The sequence below is a fragment of the Methylobacterium sp. P1-11 genome (genome assembly GCF_008329595.1).
Classification (GTDB): Bacteria; Pseudomonadota; Alphaproteobacteria; order Rhizobiales; family Beijerinckiaceae; genus Methylobacterium.
The window spans coordinates 312,893-330,294 of record NZ_NPKS01000001.1; the positions used below are offsets into that span (position 1 = coordinate 312,893).

Consider the following 17,402-nt stretch of genomic DNA (forward strand, 5'->3'; position numbering starts at 1 on the left):
CGTTGAAAAAACAAAGGCCCGGACGATGCCGGGCCTCGCGACGCTTGCGATGTCCTCGCGCCGACGCCTCAGCCCTGACGGCGTCCCGCGGGACGGCTGCGGCGCAGCCGGACGATCACCTCGACCCCGGCAATCTCCATGCCCTCGGGCGCTTCGGGCAGCGAATCGACCGTGATGCCGCAATCCGGCATGTCGATCACCTGGCTCTCGTCCTCCAGGTAGAAATGGTGGTGCTCGGTCGGGTTCGTGTCGAAATAGGCCTTCGACCCGTCCAGCGCGAGCTGGCGCAGCAGGCCGGCCTCGGTGAACTGGTGCAGGGTGTTGTAGACCGTCGCCAGTGAGACCGGCACCTTGGCGCGCATGGCCTCGTCGTAGAGCATCTCAGCCGTGAGATGGCGGTCGCCGCGGCCGAACAGCAGCCAGCCCAGGGACAGGCGCTGCCGCGTCGGCCGCAAGCCGGCCCGCCGCAGGCGGTCGCGCAGGTCGGACAGCGGGCAGCCGCGGCGCGGAGTCCCGTTGGCCTCCAACTGGGGAGCGGGGACCCGGCCGTTGAAGACGGCCTGGAATGGCACCGGTTCGGACATCGCTGGACTGAAGCTCGACGAGGGGCCTGAAGGAACGGATGTCTCCTCAGTATATTGAAGTGGTCGGACAGTCGCAACCCGAGCGTTGCCGCACTCCCGCGGCGGCAGGCTTTGAAGGCGTCGCGCCCCGTGCTAACCCGCGCGCCAGCCGACGGGCCGAGTATAGTCGCCCGCGACGCTGAAGATCGCGCACATCCGAGGAAACAGCCACCGCAATGCCGCCAGACGCCGAGACACAAGCGCAGGGTGCGAACCGCCGGTCGCACTATTCCTACGAGGATCTTCTGGCCTGCGGGCGCGGCGAACTCTTCGGATCCGGCAATGCGCAATTGCCGCTGCCGCCGATGCTGATGTTCGACCGGATCACGTCCATCGCGACCGAGGGCGGCGCCCACGGCAAGGGTCACGTGACGGCCGAACTCGACATCCGCCCGGACCTCTGGTTTTTCCCCTGCCATTTCCAGGGCGACCCGGTGATGCCGGGCTGCCTCGGCCTCGACGCCCTCTGGCAGATGCTGGGCTTCCATCTCGGCTGGCTCGGCGCGCCCGGTCGCGGCCGGGCCCTGGGCGTCGGCGAGGTCAAGCTCGCGGGGCAAGTGCTGCCGTCGATGAGGAAGGTCGTCTACAACGTCGACGTGAAGCGGGTCCGCCAGGGCAAACTCGTGCTCGGCATCGGGGACGGCTGGCTCGAGGCGGATGGCGAGCGCGTCTATCAGGTCCAGGACATGCGGGTCGGCCTGTTCCAGAGCTGAGCCGCGTCGCCGGACGTGCGGTTTGCGGCTTGGCCGCAACGCTGGACGGACTCGGCGGTTGAGATTGTGTCCGCGTCATCTTAGCTGACCGGGACGTGGTCCGGGCAACCGGGGCCACGACGGAGGTAGTGTCACCATCATGCGCCGTGTCGTCATCACCGGGATGGGCATCGTCTCGTCCATCGGAAACAACACGCAGGAGGTGCTCGCCTCCCTGCGCGAGGCCCGCTCGGGAATCGCGCGCGACGCCAGCTACGCCGAGCATGGCTTCCGCAGCCAAGTGTCCGGCGCCCCCAGCCTTGATCCGGAGGGCGTGGTGGACCGGCGCGCGATGCGCTTTCACGGCGGCGGCACCGCCTGGAATCACGTCGCCATGGATCAGGCGATCCAGGATGCCGGATTGGAACAGGGCGATATCTCGAACGAGCGCACCGGCATCATCATGGGCTCCGGCGGTCCGTCGACCCGGGTGATCGTCGAATCCGCCGCCATTGCCCGGGACAAGGGACCCAAGCGGATCGGCCCGTTCGCCGTGCCGAAGGCGATGTCGTCGACCGCCTCGGCGACGCTGGCGACATGGTTCAAGATCCGCGGCGTGAACTATTCGATCTCCTCCGCCTGCGCGACGTCGAATCACTGCATCGGCAACGCCACTGAGATCATCCAGGGCGGCCGGCAGGACATCATCTTCGCGGGCGGCTGCGAGGATCTGGACTGGACCCTGTCGGTGCTGTTCGACGCCATGGGTGCCATGTCGTCCAAGTACAACGACACGCCGTCCCGGGCCTCGCGCGCCTATGACGCCAACCGCGACGGCTTCGTCATCGCGGGGGGCGCGGGTGTTCTGGTCCTTGAGGAGCTGGAGCACGCGCGGGCACGCGGTGCCCGGATCTACGGCGAGGTCGCGGGCTACGGCGCCACGTCGGACGGGCACGACATGGTTGCGCCCTCAGGCGAGGGTGCAGTCCGCTGCATGCGCCAGGCGATGGACGGGCTGAAGGGCGCCCGGATCGACTACATCAATCCGCACGCCACCTCGACCCCGGTCGGCGACGACAAGGAAATCGAGGCGATCCGGGAGGTGTTCGGCCGCGGCGAAAACTGCCCACCGATCTCGGCCACGAAATCGCTGACCGGCCACTCGCTGGGCGCCACAGGCGTCCAGGAGGCGATCTACAGCCTGCTCATGATGAACAACGGCTTCATCTGCGAGAGCGCGCATATCGACGAACTCGATCCGGCCTTCGCCGACATGCCGATCCTGCGGAAGCGCCGGGACAAAGCCGAGCTCAGCCACGTGCTCACGAACTCCTTCGGCTTCGGCGGCACCAACGCGACCCTGGTTTTGAAGCACGTCGACGCCTGATCGCCGGGAGGGAACCGCCGGCGCAACGCCGGCGTTTACCCGTTGTTGAGATCTGGTGGTGGCGATGGGGACTTTCATCTTCGGAACGCTGAGCGGCTTGGTGATCGCCGGTTGCGCAGCGATCTACGCCAAGCAGGCCCTGCTTCAGGAAGCGCAGTCTCGTACGGACGGGCATTTCTGAACCCAGCCACATCTCCACCGACGCCCCGCCAACTGGCGGGGCTTTTTTTTGGCCGACGCCGGCTGTTGGCCCGTTTGGAACGAGGAGCGAGCCGCGTTAAGGCAACCTGCCGCGGTTCGCTCTTCGCGATCGTGGCCCGTCCCCGCTTCGCGGGCACGGCGTGCTCGGTCAGGATGTGAGTCGGCATGACGGGTTTGATGGCAGGCAAGCGCGGCCTGATCATGGGCGTCGCGAACGATCACTCGATCGCTTGGGGTATCGCCAAGGCGCTACACGACCAGGGGGCGCGACTGGCCTTCACATATCAGGGAGAGGCCCTGGGTCGCCGCGTGGCACCGCTCGCCGCCAAGCTCGATTCGGATATCGTCCTGCCCTGCGATGTCGAGGATCTCACCTCTGTCGACGCGACCTTCGAGGCGCTCGATGCGCGTTTCGACGGCGGCCTGGACTTCGTGGTCCACGCCATCGGCTTCTCCGACAAGGCGCAGCTCAAGGGTCGCTACGTCGACGTGACGACGCGCGAGAACTTCGTGCGCACGATGACGATCTCGTGCTTCTCGTTCACCGAGATCGCGCAACGCGCAGCCAAGCGGATGAACCAGGGCGGCTCGCTGCTGACCCTGACCTATGGCGGCGCGACCCGGGTCATGCCGAATTACAACGTCATGGGCGTCGCCAAGGCGGCCCTGGAGGCCTCGGTGCGCTACCTCGCCAGCGACCTGGGTCCGGACGGGATCCGGGTCAACGCGCTCTCTGCCGGCCCGATGCGGACGCTGGCGGGCGCCGGCATCGCCGATGCTCGGCTGATGTTCAACCACCAGCGGGCCCACGCGCCGCTGCGGCGCACGGTCAGCCTGGAGGATGTCGGCGGTTCAGCCCTCTACTTGCTGTCGCCGCTCTCGGGCGGCGTCACCGGCGAAGTCCATTTCGTCGATGCTGGCTACAACATCATCTCGATGCCGCGCCCGGACGTGCTGCAGGCGCAGGACGCGGCCGGCGTCGTCGGCGACGCCTGAGCCACCTCACTCCTCCGGGATGCGCCCCGGAGGGAGGGGACCGGCCGGAGCACCGCGGTCCCCGCGGACCGGCCGTCGCTCACGCGCGGCGCGTGCCTCCTCGGCCGAGGGCGGCGCAGAGGGGTAGTTCGACGCGAAGGGGTTGGGAGGCGCTCCGCGCCCGGAGCCGCCGAACAGCTTGTCGAGGAAGCCCTCCTCCGCGCTCGCGGGACGGGCGACCAGGAGAAGGGCGAGGGCGAGGAACGGGCGAAGCTGCATCGTCGTCGTCTGCATGCCGGGATTTGGGCGCTCTAGGTCCACTTTCCGGCGGATCGGAGGCCGGAAACTCCGGCGTCTGGAACCCAGGCGCGTCCGGCGGGTTCGCGCTCAACGATAACGGCGCGTACAGGAGGCGTGATGTCCGAAGTTACCTATCACATCGTTGAGCACGACGGCGGTTACGCCTACAAGGTCGGCGACGTATTCTCCGAGACCTTCCCGAGCCGCGAGGAGGCGCTGCAGGCGGCGCAGGCCGCTGCCGCCGAGCAGCAGGTTCCCGGCTCGACCGAGGGTATCCGCTACCAGGATCAGGCCGGGGGCTGGCACGACGAGACCGCGCAGGGCAGCGACCGGCCCCGCGCCCGCGTCGTGGAATAACCGCCGCGGATCGGACGGCCATGCGGGATCCGAGGCATCGGCGGGGACGATCGTGGCGCGTGCGCGACGCGTGACACCGACGGCGGGGCCCTCCGCCAACCGGAAGGCGTCCGCCCTGCCGAAGGGCGCGCGCCGCACCACGCCGTCACCCGAAACGCTTGCGGCACTCGGCCCGGACCGCCTGATCGGGCTCATCCTTGGCGAGACCGGGCGCAATCCGGCCTTCAAGAAGCTGGTGACCGCCGCGCTTGCCTCCCTTCAGGGTCCGGAGGCCGTCGCGGCGATCATCGATCGGCGACTGACGGCTCTCGAGGGTGCGCAGGGCTACATCGACTGGCAGAAGCGCCGGACCTTCGCGGCCGATCTCAACACCACCGTGACCGTGATCCTCAACGAGTTGCGCCCCCTCGATCCGGGCGCCGCCCTCGACAGGCTCCGGCGCTTTCTCGACGGTGCGGACGCGGTTCTGAACCGCGTGGACGACAGCACGGGTGCGGTGCAGGGCGTATTCGACCGTGCCGCCGCAGCCTTTGTGGAAATCGCCGGCGCCCTGCCGCCGGAGGACGCAGCCGGGTTGGCCATGCGCCTCGTCGAGCCCTTCACCGCGGATCCGTTCGGTCCACTCGGCGTGGTCCTCGGGGACATGATCCCGTCGCTGCCCGAACCAGCCCTCGCCGAGATCGACGAACGGCTCGCCGCAGCCGAGGCCGCGATGCCGAAAGGCGTTGATCTCCGCCGCGAGGCGACCCATCACCGGCAGGCCGCCCGCGTCCAGATTCTGCGCCTTCGGCAAGCCATTGCCGACCGTCACGGTGATCCGGACGCCTTCATCGCCCTGGAGCAGGCGATGCTCCCTGGCCGGGAGGATCGCGTGGGGATCGCTCGAAGGCTGCTTCGTGCCGATCGGGCCGGCGAGGCTCTGGACTGGATCCGGCGCATGCAGGACCCCGGCCTGCGCATCGCCACCCGCGCCGACCTGATCGCCGGTTTCGATCTGCGCGGACCGGAGCGCGAGCGGCAGGCGCTGGAGATCGAAATCCTCGATGCGCTGGGCCGGAGCGACGAGGCACAGGCCATGCGCTGGGCTCGGTTCGAGCGCGAACTCGACGTGCCGATGCTGCGGACCTACCTCGCGAAGCTTCCGGATTTCGAGGACGAAGAGGCGTTGCAGCGCGCCCTCGACCATGTCGAGGCCTTCCCGCAGCCACATCGAGCCCTCGCGTTTCTCGCAGCCTGGCCGGACCCGCGTCGCGCCGCTGGGCTGGTCGTCGCACGGCCCGGGATCTGGCAGGGCGACCAGTTCGCGACGCTGGCGCCGGTGGCCGAAGCGCTGGCCCAGGACCACCCCCGAGCAGCCACGATCCTGTATCGCTGCCTGCTCGACACCATCCTTGAGAACGGTCGCAGCGCCGCCTATTCCCACGGCGCACGCTACCTTACGGAGCTGGAGGCCCTGGCCGGGCGCCTCGTGCCGGGCGATGTCACCCCGGATCCGGAAACCTACCAGAAGGCGCTGCGGGCCGCGCACGGCCGCAAGCACGCCTTTTGGAGCCTGGTCCGGGATTGACCAGCCTCCGACCGGTTCAGTCCTCCACGGTGATCGCGTCGACCCGGTCCGGATAGAACGCCACGTGCTCCCGGATCGCCGCGACGGCCGGATACGGGTCCCCGTAGCTCCAGACCGTGTCGGGGCGCCGGGTTCCGTCGACGAGGAGGTCGAAATAATGGGCGTCGCCCTTGTACGGGCAGTGGCTCGTCCGCGCCGAGGCGACGAAGCAATCGGCGCGGATATCGCTCCGCGGTACGTAGAAGACCGGCGGATACTGCGCCTCTTGAAGCCGCAGGGCGTTCCGCGTCTCGGCGACCGCCACGCCCGCCACGACGACGCGGACGCGTCGGGGCTCGGGCGCGATGGTGATCGGGTGGTCCGGTCCAGGCACTTTCATGGCATGCTCCCCTTCTCGGGCTTCAGCTCAACGGTCCCGAGCGCGTCGGCGAGTCGCACCTTGGCGGTGCCGGGCCGCAGCGGCTTCTGCTGGGTCTCGTGTGGCACCCAGCCCGATAGCCACAGCACTTCAAAGGTCGCGCGCACGCGACCGTCCGGATCCGAGAACCGTTCGGCGTAGATCTCGGCCGTGCGCAGGAGCGTCGCGCGCCGCAGCGGCGTTCGCCGCCGCTCGGTGAGCACGTTGGTCATCCCCATGGCGCGCAGATCGCGCATCAGCCCGAACGGGTCGGCGTAGCGCACCGTCAGCGTGTCGGTGTCAGCCACCGGCAGAGCGAAGCCGGCCCGCTGGAGCAAGCCGCCAGCCTCGCGCACCGCCACGAAGGGCGCAACGCGGGGGCTGATACCGCCCTCGACCTCGCTCTCGGCCTGCGCGAAGCTCTGGCGCAGCTCGGTGAGGGTCGCACCGCCGAGCAGGCAGCCGAGGAAGAGTCCGTCCGGCCGGAGGGCACGGCGCAGCTGGATCAACGTGCCCGGCAAGTCGTTCACGGCGTGAAGCGCCAGCAGCGAGACCGCGAGGTCCACGCTTCCCGGCGCCAGCGGAAGCACCTCGAGATCGCCGACGATCACGCCGCTGCCCGGTTCGGACAGGGCCGCGAGGCGGAAATGCCGCGATGCCGGATACCGGGCTGCGAGCATCCGGGTTGCCACCGGAAGCGGCGTCGCGAGGTCGAGCACCGACACGAATTCGCGCAGGACCGTGCCGAGCCGGTCGTCCAGATCCTCGGCAAGCCGGTTGAGGAGAAAGCCCGGATAGCCGAGGCGCCCGGCTCGGGCGAGCCGGCGGCGGGCGAGGGGCGTGTCGAACAGGGCGGCGGGAGCATCCATCGCAGGGCAGATGGCATCTGCCGTGGCGTCGCGCCACCGTCCGCGTGCACGGTCCCGTGAGCTGCGCTAGGATGACGGAACGACTCGGCAGCGTCGCTGTTCCTGCTGCAACCGGCCCTACGGCCGAGATTCTGTCATGGAGCACCAATCATGAAGCGCATGCTCGTCGGGGCTGCTGTGGCCCTCACCACCCTGGCTGCCGCGGGCGGCGCTGAGGCGAAGGGCTGCATCAAGGGCGCCGTCGTCGGTGGTATCGCGGGTCATTACGCCGGTCATCATGGCCTCGTCGGCGCAGCAGCCGGCTGTGCCATCGGCCGCCACCGTGCGAACGCCCGCGACCGCCAGATGGCGCCGCAGGCGCGCCCCGTCTCGGCCCAGTAGGAAACGGGTTCCAAGCCGGCGCGCTCTGCGCATGACGGCCATCCAGGCCATTGCCACGGCCCTGCGCTGCCTGCCGCGCGGGGTCATCTCTCTCATCTATCCGCCTACCTGCGCAGGTTGCGGAAGCGCGACCGCCGATCCCGGTGCGCTCTGCCCGGCCTGCTGGTCGAGCCTGCGCCTGATCGAGGAACCGGTCTGTCAGCGCTACGGCACGCCGTTCGCGGTCGATCTCGGAATCGGCCCACTCCTCTCGCCCCGGGCGATTGCGGAACCGCCGGTGTTCGAACGTGCCCGAGCCGTCGCCCTCTACGACGCCGTGGCGCGCCGTCTCGTTCACCGGCTGAAATATGAGGATCGGCTCGATCTCGCCGGTATCATGGCGCGGATGATGGCCGCGAGCGGCCGAACCCTGATCGCCGACGCCGAATGCCTGGTCCCGGTGCCGCTCCACTGGGGTCGCCTGTGGCGCCGGCGCTTCAACCAATCCGCGCTGCTGGCCCGGGCGATCGCGGGTCCTGCGGGGCTGCCGTTCGTCGCCTCGGCCCTGGTGCGCGTGCGGGCGACGCGGTCCCAGGTGGGTCTGAGCCGCGCGGCCCGGGCCGAGAATCTGAGCGGCGCCTTCCGGGTGGCGACCGCCGAACAGCATCGGATCCGCGGGCGTCGGATCCTCCTCGTGGACGACGTCATGACCACCGGCGCCACCGGCAACGCGGCCGCCCGCGCGCTGCTGCGCGGCGGGGCGGCGTCGGTCGATCTTCTGACCTTCGCCCTCGTCGGCGACGCCGCCGGCTGACCGGCGGCGCACCGTTCCGAGAAGGGTTGCGGCTTCAGCGCCGGGCCTGAAGCCGCTCGGGAAAGCTCGCCGCCAGGGTGAAGTCGAAGGCCTCGGCAATTCCCTCGTACCAGAGCGAGAACGGCGTCGGACGCGCAAGGTGCAAGGCCCCCTCGATCTCGCGGCCCTCGTGCTGGAGCGCCGCCCCGTGCTTGGCCGCGAGCCGCAACATCGGGCCGTTGCCCGACAGGCAGCGGACGTAAAGATCCTTGACACCGCGATGCCGCGCGGATCGGGCGATCCGGGCGAACAGGGCAGCCCCGATGCCCTTCCGGCGGAAGGTCTGCTCGACCGCGAAGGCCGCCTCCGCGTGCGGACCCAGGGCGTAGCGGGAGGCGCCCGGGCCCATCGGACGCAACTCGCCGAGCCCGCGCAGCACGCCGCCCACGAAGGCGCCGTACATCACGCCTTCCGCGGTCAGCGCCTGTGCGGCATAGGCCCGGACCCCGGCCTCGCTGACATTGCCCATGAAGCGGCTCGCCCGGGTCTCGGGATCCAGCCGCAGGAAGTAGTCGAGGACCGCCGCGCGGTCCGCCGGCCAAAGACGCCGGATGGTGTGGGCCGGCCCATCGAGGGCTTGTACCGCCATGATGAAGCTCCGGTTCGTGCGCGCTGCCGCGCGGGGTGATCCGGACGCTCCTCCCAAAGACAGCGCGGGTCTCGCATCCCTATATCCATTGTGCAATGCAGCAGAGCGCCCAGTCGGCTTCCCGCGTGCCTGCCATGCGCGCGAGCGATGGGACGCTTGCCTGCGGCTGTTCGGCCTCGGGCTTGATTCAGGCTGAGCTTGCGCGGCACTGGAACGGGCCCCGGGTCGTTGACCGCCACGCGGGCGCAGGGGGGTGCCGAACCGGTGCCGCGACCAGCAGCGAGGGACCGGCGGCGTGAACGACAGATCCGGCAAGCACATCGCGCCGTCGCCGGCGGCGCGGGCCAGCGCGGTCTCGCCCGGGCCGGTGCACGAGCGCTACGAGGCGCTCGTCGCCAGCGGCGCCATCGAGCGCGATCCGGCCCAGGGACATTTGGTGCGCGCCCTCGACCGCCTGGTTCTGGATCTGCAGCGCCGCAAGCGCGCCAGCAAGACGAGCGCCCTGGGCTGGCTGTTCCGGCGCAAGGATGAAGCGGACGCGATCAAGGGCCTGTACATCTGGGGGTCGGTCGGGCGCGGGAAGACCATGCTCATGGACCTGTTCCACGAGGCGGCCCCGGAACCGAAGCGACGCGTCCATTTCCACGGCTTCCTGGCCGACGCGCACGAGCGCATCCACGCCTATCGGCAGGCGCTGAAGGCGGGCACCGTGAAAGGCGACGATCCGATCGGTCCGGTGGCCGACCAGCTCGCTGACGAAGCGACCCTGCTGTGCTTCGACGAGTTCACCGTCACCGACATCGCCGACGCGATGATTTTGGGACGCCTGTTCAACCATCTGTTCCGGCGGGGCGTCATCGTTGTGGCGACTTCCAATGTCGAGCCGGATCGCCTCTACGAGGGCGGGCTCAACCGGGCACTGTTCCTGCCCTTCATCGCGACCCTGGAGGATCGCGTCGACGTCGTCCGGCTCGATTCCCGGACCGACTTTCGGCTGGAGAAGCTTGGCGGCGCGGCCGTCTATCACGTCCCCGCCGACGCAGCAGCGCGCGCGGCCCTGGATGCAGCCTTCAAGGCACTGACCGGAAAGGCCCGGGGCCTTCCCGCCACGGTCACGGTGCATGGCCGAGTCGTGGAGGTCCCGGAGCAGGCGACCGGCGTGGCCCGGTTCGGCTTCGACGACCTCTGCCGCAAGCCGCTCGGCGCCTCGGACTACATGGCGCTCGCCCGGGCCTACCACACGGTGATCCTGGACGGCGTCCCGGTGATGGGTGAGGCGGAGAGGAACGAGGCCAAGCGGTTCATCACGCTGGTCGACACGCTGTACGACCGGCACGTGAAGCTCGTGGCCTCCGCGGCCGCCGAGGCGCAGGACCTCTACACCGCCGAAACCGGCCGGGAGGCCTTCGAGTTCGACCGGACCGTCTCGCGCCTCATCGAGATGCGATCGCGGGAATATCTCGCCCAGCCGCATGGCCGGCCAGACTCCGAAGCGTCGGGTGCCAGCACCGGATTGGTGGAAACGTGACCGCCCCTTCGCGCACCGGATCGATCTTCGGCCTCCGCCGCCGGAACTGGCGCGGCGCCGGCCCGCTGCGCTGGCTCCTGGGCTCCCCGGCAGCCTTCATCCTGCTGATCGTGGCCCTGGGCAGCGGCACGGCCAATTACGTGATCGGCGAGACCGACCGGGCCGCGACCGCCCGGGCGAACGCCACCATCGCCGGGATCGAGCGCCTGATCTCCGAGGTCAAGGACCTGGAGACGGGAGAGCGCGGCTTCGTCCTGGTCGGCAGCGAGGATTATCTCACTCCCTACACGACAGCCCTCACCAAGATCGACACGGAACTCACCGGTCTCGGCGCGGCCGCGCAGGCTTCGGTCCGCGCCGGCGGCCCGTCCCTCGCCGGATTGATCGCACAGAAGCGCGACTACGCTGCAAGGGTGGTGGGGGCGCGACGGAATCAGGGCTTCGACGCGGCCATCGACCTCGTCCGCACGGGCGAAGGCAAGCGTCTGATGGATGCGATCCGTGCCGAGGCGGCCGCCCGTCAAGCCGCGACTCTGGAACAGCTCGCGACCCTGCAGACGCGCGAAGGCTGGCGCGGGCTCCTGCTGTTCCTGCTCTCCGGGGCAGCGGCGCTGGGGGCGATCGTGTTGCTCGCCCGCCTCGCCCTGGTGCGGCGCCAGGAATCCCTGCGCATGTCGCGCCTCCTCGACGGCGTGCTCGCCAACGCGCCGGTGGGCCTCGGCTTCCTCGATCGCAACCTGAAGATCCGGCACATGAACCGGGCACTCGCCACCATGAGCGAGCGTGGTTTCGGTGCCGACCTCGGAGCACCGATCTGGGCTATGCTTCCGACCCTCCGGGAAGAACTCGCCCCGAAGCTCGCCGCGGCCCTGAACGAGGGACTGGTCTCGCCCAACATCCCGGTGGCGGTGCCCGCCCCTTCGGCCCCGGGGGGCGTGCGGCACTTCTCGATGAGCTTTTATCCGCTGCGGGGCGAGGATTATGCGGCAGCCGGCCAAAGCGTCGAGGGCGTCGGCCTCGTGGTCGTCGACGAGACCATCCGTCACCTCGCGGAGAACCGGCTGCGCCGCAGCGAGGAGCGCTTCCGCTCACTGATCGAGGCTAGCGCAGCCATCGTCTGGACCGCCAATCCGGAGGGGAGCCTGCAGCGCCGTCAAACGGCCTGGAGCCGCTTCACCGGCCAGGACGAGGCCGCCTATTCGGGGCTCGGATTTCTGGACGTGGTCCACCCGGAGGATCGCCCACACACCCGGGCGGCCTGGTCTCGCGCGGTGAGCAGCCAGGAGCCCTATGCCACGGAGCACCGGATCCGCGCCGCCACCGGGGCTTACCGGCACATGAGCGTGCGCGCCGTTCCGATCCTCGAAGCCGACGGCACCCTGCGCGAATGGGTCGGGACCCATACGGACATCACCGAGCGCAAGGAAGCGGAGGCTGCGATCGAGGCGGCGCGGGCAGCCGCCGAGGCCGCGAACGCGGCCAAGAGCCAGTTCCTGGCCAATATGAGTCACGAGCTCCGGACCCCGCTCTCGGCGGTGATCGGCTATTCCGAGATGGTGCAGGAGGAACTGGAGGATATCGGCGAGGTGGACTTGGTCGCCGACATGAAGAAGATCGAGACCAATGCCCGACACCTCCTCGGGCTGATCAACGACGTGCTCGACATCTCGAAGATCGAGGCCGACCGGGTCGAGATCTACGCGGAGGATTTCGACGTCGCCGCCGTCGTGCAGGAGGTGGCCGTCACCGTCGAGGGTCTCGTCGCCAAAAAGGGCAACGCCCTGGCGCTGGAGCTGGAGGCGGGTGTGGGCAGCGCCCACACGGACGTCACCAAGCTGCGCCAGTGCCTGATCAACCTGCTGAGCAACGCCGCGAAGTTCACCGAGAACGGCCGGATCACCCTGGCGGTCGACCGTGCCGACGGCACGCTGCGCTTCTCCGTGACAGATACCGGCATCGGCATGACACAGGAGCAAGTGGGCAAGCTGTTCGAGCGCTTCACCCAGGCCGACGCCTCCACCACGCGCCGCTTCGGCGGCACCGGGCTCGGCCTCGCGATCACCCGGGCCTTCGCCGAGATGCTGGGCGGCGCCATTAGCGTGGCGAGCCGGGAAGGGCAGGGCACCACCTTCACGCTGACGCTGCCGGCCCGCTTCGAATCCGGCACGGTCGAGGGAGCCGACGCGGTTGGGCCGGGTCCCGGCGACCGTGGGACCATTCTGGTGGTCGACGACGACGCCGCGACCCGGGATCTGCTCGCGCGCTTCCTTGAGCGCGAGGGCTTCTCGGTAACGGTCGCCGAGGATGGGCGGAGGGGGCTCGATCTCGCCCGTAGCCTGCATCCGCGGGCCGTGCTCCTCGACGTGACCATGCCGCAGATGGACGGATGGGCGGTGCTGCGGGCTATCCGGGCGGATCCCGAGATCGGCGCGACGCCGATCGTGATGGTGACGGTTTTGGACGAGCAGAACCTCGCCTTCTCGCTCGGTGCCACCGACTACCTGCAGAAGCCGATCGACTGGGGAAACCTGCGCCAGATCGTCGACCGCTTCCGCCCCGCAGGCGGCGATGGTCCGATCCTCGTCGTGGAGGACGAGGCCGACCTGCGTGGGCATGTCTGCGCTTATCTCGCACGCGAAGGGTTTCCGGTCCGCGAGGCCGAGAACGGGCTGCGCGCCCTAGCGGTCCTTGAGGCGGAGCGGCCCTGTCTCATCCTCCTGGACCTGATGATGCCGGAGATGGACGGCTTTGCCTTCCTGCGGGCGCTCCGAGCCCGCCGGGACAGCCGGGACGTGCCGGTGGTGGTGCTCACCGCCAAGGACATCACGGCCGAGGATCGCCGGCGGCTGGCGGGCCAAGCCGACCGAGTACTCGCCAAGGGTTCGACTGGGCTCAACGAACTCGCCCGCGAGCTGCGTGCGCTGATCCCGGCAACGGAAGATGCGGACTGACCGGCACCCGGTTTGGAGCCGGAGCGCAGCGATCCACCTATGCGGGATCTGCGAAGCGCCCGTCTACCCGGGGCGCTTCGCTGCGCGCGCACCGACGCTGCGCGCTCATGGTCACCGATCGAGCGCCAAATGCGTGCTCAGCGTCCCTGGAACGCCAGCATCAGCGCCCCGATGGCGATACCCCACAGGGCCAGCGTCGACCAGATCGCCCGGTACCGCTCATTGCGGGCGAAGCGCTCCAGGCGGCGGGCATCGCCCGTGCCGGCCTCGTCGAGGCGCACGAGCACGCGCTTCAACCGCATGGCGAGGTCCGGAATGTCGCCGACCACGTCGGAGACCACCCGCAGGGCCTCAAGCCCACTCTGCGCCCGGCCGACCGGGCCCATGTTGCGGGCGATCCAGGCACGCACGACCGGCTCGGCGGTGGTCCACATGTCCAGGCGCGGGTCGAGGGAGCGGGCCACGCCCTCCACCACCACCATGGTCTTCTGGAGCATCACCAGCTCGGTGCGGGTGCTCATGTCGAACAGGGCCGTGATGTCGAACAGCAGGGTCAGCACCTTGGCCATCGAGATCTCGTCGGCCCGGCGCTGGTGGATCGGCTCGCCGATCGCCCGGATCGCCTGCGCGAAATCCTCCACGGAGTGGTGGGCTGGCACGTAGCCCGCCTCGAAATGGACCTTCGCCACCCGGCGATAGTCGCGCAGGATGAAGCCAAGCAGAATCTCGGCGAGGAACCGGCGCTCATTGGGGCCGAGGCGGCCCATGATGCCGAAATCGACCGCCACCAGCCGGCCCTCGGCATCGACCAGCAGGTTCCCCTGGTGCATGTCGGCATGGAAGAAACCGTCGCGGATCGCGTGCCGCAGGAAGCTCTGGATGACCGTCCGCCCGATGGTCTGCGGATCGTGCCCCTGCGCGGCCAGTTCCGCCGCGCTGTGCAGGCGTGTCCCGTCGATCCACTCGGCCGACAGCACCTCGCGGGCGGTCAGCTCCCATTCGGGCTTTGGTACGCGGAAATCGAGGTCGTCCTTGGTGTTCTCAGCGAGTTCCGAGGCGGCGGCCGCCTCCAGGCGGAAATCCATCTCCATCAGCACCGAGCGGGCGAGGATCTCCACCACCTCGCGGGGACGAAGCCGCTCCGCCTGCGGTGACAGGGCGTGCACCACCCGGGCCATGAAGCGCATGACCTCGAGGTCGCGCATGAAGCGCTCGCGGACGCCCGGCCGCATCACCTTCACGGCGAGGGCGCGCTCCGTGCCGTCTGCATCCCGGACGATCGCCTTGTGGACCTGCGCGATCGAGGCGGCGGCGATCGGCTCGCTGAACGAGACGAACAGCTGGTCGACCGGCTTGCCCAGTGCCGTCTCGACGGTGCGGAGCGCGATCTCCTGCGGGAAGGGCGGCACCCGGTCCTGCAGCTTCTCCAGGTCGAACGCGGCCCGCACGCCCACGATGTCCGGCCGCGTCGCCAGGAACTGGCCGAACTTGACGTAGGACGGGCCGAGGCGGGTCATTGCCGCGGAGAGCCGGGCGGCGCCGTCGTCGAGACCCGGCCGCTCGAGGGAGCGTCCCATCCGTAGGGCGAGGCGCAGATGCGGCGGCAGCTCAGCGGGATCGGCGAAGGCGAGGGCCCCCTCGCGCGCCAGCACGAAGCCGACCCGCGCGCCGCGGAACAGGTTGATGGCGGCGCTGATCACCGGTGCTGGCCCCCGTCGCGCGCGGCGGCGGTCAAGAGACCTTCCAGCCCGAATGGATCGCCACGATCCCGCCGGTGAGCGGCCGGTCGGTGACGTGCCGGAAGCCCGCGCGCTCGATCATGCCCGCGAAGGCGCCGCGGGTCGGGAACTTCCGGATCGACTCGACGAGGTAGCGGTAGGACTCGGCATCGCCGGCCACCCGGGCGCCGATGCGCGGGATCACGTTGAACGAGTAGGCGTCGTAGATCCGGTCGAGCAGCGGAATGTCCACCGCGGAGAATTCCAGGCACAGGAAGCGCCCGCCGGGCTTCAACACCCGCCGCGCCTCGGCGAGGGCCGTCTCGATCCGCGGCACGTTCCGGATGCCGAAGGCGATCGTGTAGGCGTCGAAGGTAGCGTCCGGCAGCGGCAGCGTCTCGGCGTTTCCGGTCACGAACGCGATCCGATCGCCATCCTCGTCGACCTTGCGCTCCCGGGCCCGCTCTGCGCCGACCCGCAGCATCGACTCGTTGATGTCGAGAACCGTGACCCGAGTGCGCGGTCCGCCCGCAGCCAGAACCCGAAAGGCCACGTCGCCGGTGCCGCCGGCGACGTCGAGATGCGCGAAGGCGCGGGTCTGCGGCGGGCGCAGCATCGAGACGAGCTGCGCCTTCCAGGCCCGATGGAGGCCCGCCGACATCAGGTCGTTCATGATGTCGTAGCGGCGGGCGACCGAGTGGAAGACGCTGTCGACGCGCCCCTGCTTCTCGTCGAGCGCCACGCGCTCGAAGCCGAAATCCGCGCTCGCGCGCTCAGACGCCCCGTCTCCGGCCTTCATGACACTCCCAATCCTCGATGGGCGCGTCATAGCGAAGGTCGGGCCCGGCCGCCATGCGTCGAAACACGCGGCTGGGGATCGACGCCGGTGCTGCGACGCGCAAAGTCGTGTTTCAGCCGACCCGCGCCCGGAGCGCGTCTGCCACCGCGGCGGCCATGGCCCGGGTGCCCATGGGGTTCGTGCCCTCGCCGGCGATGTCGGCCGTGCGCGCGCCGCCCGCGAGCGCGTCCGTGATGGCGCCGTCCAGCGCATCGGCGGCATCGCCGAGGCCGAAGGAATAGCGCAGGCACATGGCGAGCGATCCGATCATGGCGATCGGGTTGGCCTTGTCCTGGCCAGCGATGTCGGGAGCCGAACCGTGGACCGGCTCGTAGAGCGCGCGGCGCAGGCCGCTTTCGTCGACCGCGCCGAGCGAGGCCGAGGGCAGCATGCCGAGGGAGCCGGTGAGCATGGCGGCGATGTCGGAGAGCACGTCGCCGAACAGGTTGTCGGTCACCAGCACGTCGAACTGCTTGGGCCGGCGCACCAGCTGCATGGCGCAATTGTCGGCCAGGATGTGCTCAAGCTGCAGGTCGGCATAGTGCTCGGCATGTACCTGGGTGACGACCTCCTTCCAGAGGACGCCCGACTTCATCACGTTGTGCTTCTCGGCGGAGGCGACCCGACCCGAGCGCTTGCCCGAGAGGTCGAAGGCCACATGAGCGATCCGCTCGATCTCGGCCGTCGTGTAGACCTGGGTGTCAACCGCCCGCTTGGAGCCGTCCTCCAGCGTGGTGATCTCCTTCGGCTCACCGAAATAGACGCCGCCGGTCAGCTCCCGGACGATCATGATGTCGAGACCCTCGACCAGCTCGCGCTTGAGCGCGGAGGCCTCGGCCAGCGCCGGGTAGCAGATCGCCGGGCGCAGGTTGGCGAAGAGGTCGAGTTCCTTGCGCAGTCGCAGAAGACCGGCCTCCGGGCGGTTCTCATAAGCGACACCGGCCCATTTCGGCCCCCCGACCGCGCCGAGCAGGATCGCATCCGCGACCTTGGCGCGCTCCAGGGTCGCGTCCGCGAGCGGGCGGCCATGGGCATCGAGGGCGCAGCCGCCGACGAGATCCGTCTCGGTCTCGAAGGTGGCGAGACCGGTCTCCTTGAGCGCGTCCAGCACGACCTGCATGCCGCCCGCGACTTCCGGACCGATCCCGTCGCCGGGGAGGAGCAGGAGCTTGTAGCTGGCCATGACGGTCTCGCGGG

Annotated in this window: 17 protein-coding genes; 9 read left to right on the plus strand and 8 right to left on the minus strand. The window is 69.6% G+C overall.

Features of this window, described 5'->3' with window-relative positions:
* Nucleotides 1-68: 68 nt before the first annotated feature.
* Nucleotides 69-584 (minus strand): Fur family transcriptional regulator Irr, encoded by a 516-nt coding sequence (irr, locus tag CIW48_RS01485; RefSeq protein WP_012319639.1) that lies wholly within the window; start codon nucleotides 582-584, stop codon nucleotides 69-71.
* Nucleotides 585-799: 215 nt separating this feature from the next.
* On the opposite strand from irr, the gene fabA reads away from it, so the two are divergent.
* The 3 genes from fabA (at nucleotide 800) to fabI (ending at nucleotide 3,899) form a co-directional block, all read left to right on the plus strand.
* Nucleotides 800-1,336 carry a 3-hydroxyacyl-[acyl-carrier-protein] dehydratase FabA gene (gene fabA / locus CIW48_RS01490; protein WP_149308404.1) on the plus strand — a complete coding sequence of 179 codons (537 nt, stop codon included), beginning with the start codon at nucleotides 800-802 and terminating at the stop codon, nucleotides 1,334-1,336.
* A 139-nt stretch (nucleotides 1,337-1,475) separates the two neighbouring features.
* On the plus strand, nucleotides 1,476-2,702 hold the full coding sequence (fabB, locus tag CIW48_RS01495; RefSeq protein WP_149308406.1) for a beta-ketoacyl-ACP synthase I: 1,227 nt from the start codon (nucleotides 1,476-1,478) through the stop codon (nucleotides 2,700-2,702).
* Nucleotides 2,703-3,068: 366 nt separating this feature from the next.
* Entirely contained in the window at nucleotides 3,069-3,899 is an 831-nt protein-coding gene (gene fabI / locus CIW48_RS01500; RefSeq protein ID WP_149308408.1) for an enoyl-ACP reductase FabI, read from the plus strand.
* 6 nt (nucleotides 3,900-3,905) lie between these two features.
* Here the strand turns inward: fabI and CIW48_RS01505 are convergent, their stop codons facing one another.
* Complete coding sequence (locus CIW48_RS01505) at nucleotides 3,906-4,172, minus strand: hypothetical protein (protein WP_246695084.1); 267 nt, start codon at nucleotides 4,170-4,172, stop codon at nucleotides 3,906-3,908.
* Nucleotides 4,173-4,295: 123 nt separating this feature from the next.
* Here CIW48_RS01505 and CIW48_RS01510 point away from each other — a divergent pair, with 123 nt between their 5' ends.
* Both CIW48_RS01510 and CIW48_RS01515 read left to right on the plus strand, forming a co-directional pair.
* Nucleotides 4,296-4,535: a DUF2188 domain-containing protein gene (locus tag CIW48_RS01510; RefSeq protein WP_091779030.1), complete on the plus strand. Its 240-nt coding sequence runs from the start codon at nucleotides 4,296-4,298 to the stop codon at nucleotides 4,533-4,535.
* Nucleotides 4,536-4,587: 52 nt separating this feature from the next.
* Nucleotides 4,588-6,102 (plus strand): DUF6880 family protein, encoded by a 1,515-nt coding sequence (locus tag CIW48_RS01515; protein ID WP_149308410.1) that lies wholly within the window; start codon nucleotides 4,588-4,590, stop codon nucleotides 6,100-6,102.
* A gap of 16 nt (nucleotides 6,103-6,118) precedes the next feature.
* Here the strand turns inward: CIW48_RS01515 and CIW48_RS01520 are convergent, their stop codons facing one another.
* A complete protein-coding gene (locus CIW48_RS01520; RefSeq protein ID WP_149308412.1) occupies nucleotides 6,119-6,481 on the minus strand; it encodes a DUF427 domain-containing protein in 363 nt (120 codons plus the stop codon).
* Nucleotides 6,478-7,368 (minus strand): methyltransferase domain-containing protein, encoded by an 891-nt coding sequence (locus tag CIW48_RS01525; RefSeq protein WP_149308414.1) that lies wholly within the window; start codon nucleotides 7,366-7,368, stop codon nucleotides 6,478-6,480. The genes CIW48_RS01520 and CIW48_RS01525 overlap by 4 nt, the downstream gene beginning before the upstream one ends.
* Nucleotides 7,369-7,518: 150 nt before the next feature.
* Here CIW48_RS01525 and CIW48_RS01530 point away from each other — a divergent pair, with 150 nt between their 5' ends.
* Nucleotides 7,519-7,749: a hypothetical protein gene (locus tag CIW48_RS01530; RefSeq protein WP_149308416.1), complete on the plus strand. Its 231-nt coding sequence runs from the start codon at nucleotides 7,519-7,521 to the stop codon at nucleotides 7,747-7,749.
* 31 nt (nucleotides 7,750-7,780) lie between these two features.
* Nucleotides 7,781-8,542, plus strand: coding sequence for a ComF family protein (locus CIW48_RS01535; RefSeq protein ID WP_149308418.1), 762 nt, complete (start codon nucleotides 7,781-7,783; stop codon nucleotides 8,540-8,542).
* Nucleotides 8,543-8,576: 34 nt separating this feature from the next.
* Here the strand turns inward: CIW48_RS01535 and CIW48_RS01540 are convergent, their stop codons facing one another.
* Nucleotides 8,577-9,170, minus strand: a complete 594-nt coding sequence (locus CIW48_RS01540) for a GNAT family N-acetyltransferase (protein ID WP_149308420.1) — start codon at nucleotides 9,168-9,170, stop codon at nucleotides 8,577-8,579.
* 295 nt (nucleotides 9,171-9,465) lie between these two features.
* On the opposite strand from CIW48_RS01540, the gene zapE reads away from it, so the two are divergent.
* Nucleotides 9,466-10,698: a cell division protein ZapE gene (zapE, locus tag CIW48_RS01545; protein WP_149308422.1), complete on the plus strand. Its 1,233-nt coding sequence runs from the start codon at nucleotides 9,466-9,468 to the stop codon at nucleotides 10,696-10,698.
* Complete coding sequence (locus tag CIW48_RS01550) at nucleotides 10,695-13,649, plus strand: response regulator (RefSeq protein WP_173009148.1); 2,955 nt, start codon at nucleotides 10,695-10,697, stop codon at nucleotides 13,647-13,649. The genes zapE and CIW48_RS01550 overlap by 4 nt, the downstream gene beginning before the upstream one ends.
* A gap of 137 nt (nucleotides 13,650-13,786) precedes the next feature.
* Here the strand turns inward: CIW48_RS01550 and ubiB are convergent, their stop codons facing one another.
* The 3 genes from ubiB to leuB form a co-directional block, all read right to left on the minus strand.
* Complete coding sequence (gene ubiB / locus CIW48_RS01555) at nucleotides 13,787-15,349, minus strand: 2-polyprenylphenol 6-hydroxylase (RefSeq protein ID WP_149308424.1); 1,563 nt, start codon at nucleotides 15,347-15,349, stop codon at nucleotides 13,787-13,789.
* Nucleotides 15,350-15,380: 31 nt separating this feature from the next.
* Nucleotides 15,381-16,166: a bifunctional demethylmenaquinone methyltransferase/2-methoxy-6-polyprenyl-1,4-benzoquinol methylase UbiE gene (ubiE, locus tag CIW48_RS01560; RefSeq protein ID WP_149308426.1), complete on the minus strand. Its 786-nt coding sequence runs from the start codon at nucleotides 16,164-16,166 to the stop codon at nucleotides 15,381-15,383.
* A 112-nt stretch (nucleotides 16,167-16,278) separates the two neighbouring features.
* Nucleotides 16,279-17,388, minus strand: a complete 1,110-nt coding sequence (leuB, locus tag CIW48_RS01565) for a 3-isopropylmalate dehydrogenase (RefSeq protein WP_149308428.1) — start codon at nucleotides 17,386-17,388, stop codon at nucleotides 16,279-16,281.
* Between the last annotated feature and the right edge of the window lie 14 nt (nucleotides 17,389-17,402).